This is a genomic window from Acutalibacter intestini, assembly GCF_034334985.1.
In the GTDB taxonomy this organism is placed as follows: Bacteria; Bacillota; Clostridia; order Oscillospirales; family Acutalibacteraceae; genus Acutalibacter; species Acutalibacter intestini.
This window is the reverse complement of record NZ_JAWXXL010000149.1, coordinates 1-539: the sequence shown is the minus strand read 5'-3', so window position 1 is coordinate 539 and position 539 is coordinate 1. Positions and strand designations below refer to the sequence as shown.

The window sequence follows — 539 nt, the reverse complement described above, 5'->3', positions numbered from 1 at the left end:
CAAGGCTGCTGGAGCCACAAATTGCAAAAGTAGACGTGTCAGAGAAAATGCCGTTTTCGACACCTTCTGCTTGATGGCAGATAAGCTGGCCTCCCACCGGCAAGACCTGCTGGGCACGCTCATCCAACAACTGGAGGTGATGCAGAATCATGGCAGCGAGAGCCAGGAAAAGATACGGCAGATAGACAATCAGATAGCTAATTTAAGCGCACAGAATCTGGTGGTTGCCCGGCTCCACACCAACGGCGTTCTGAACGCTACTGACTTTGCGGCCCAGTCCTCGGTAATCAGCAATAAAATCAATGCCCTGCGGCTCGACCGAAAAAAGGCCCTGGCCGAGGACGAAGATGACGAACTGATATACACGCTGAAGTCGCTGGACGATACCCTGGACGGATATGTGCCGGGTACACCATTTAGCCAAGCGTTATTCGAGGAAATTGTCCAGAGCATCACGGTCATGGATAATTCCCGGATGACCTTTCATCTCATTGGCGGGCTGGCCTTTACGGAGCTAATCCCTGAGAATGTGAGGTGTC

1 protein-coding gene is annotated in these 539 nt (G+C 52.3%); it reads left to right on the top strand.

Translation table 11 applies throughout. The features are described 5' to 3' along the window. Nucleotides 1-73: 73 nt before the first annotated feature. Nucleotides 74-539: hypothetical protein (locus U8U68_RS22165; protein WP_322204663.1), on the top strand; the 466-nt coding region annotated here is incomplete at its 3' end.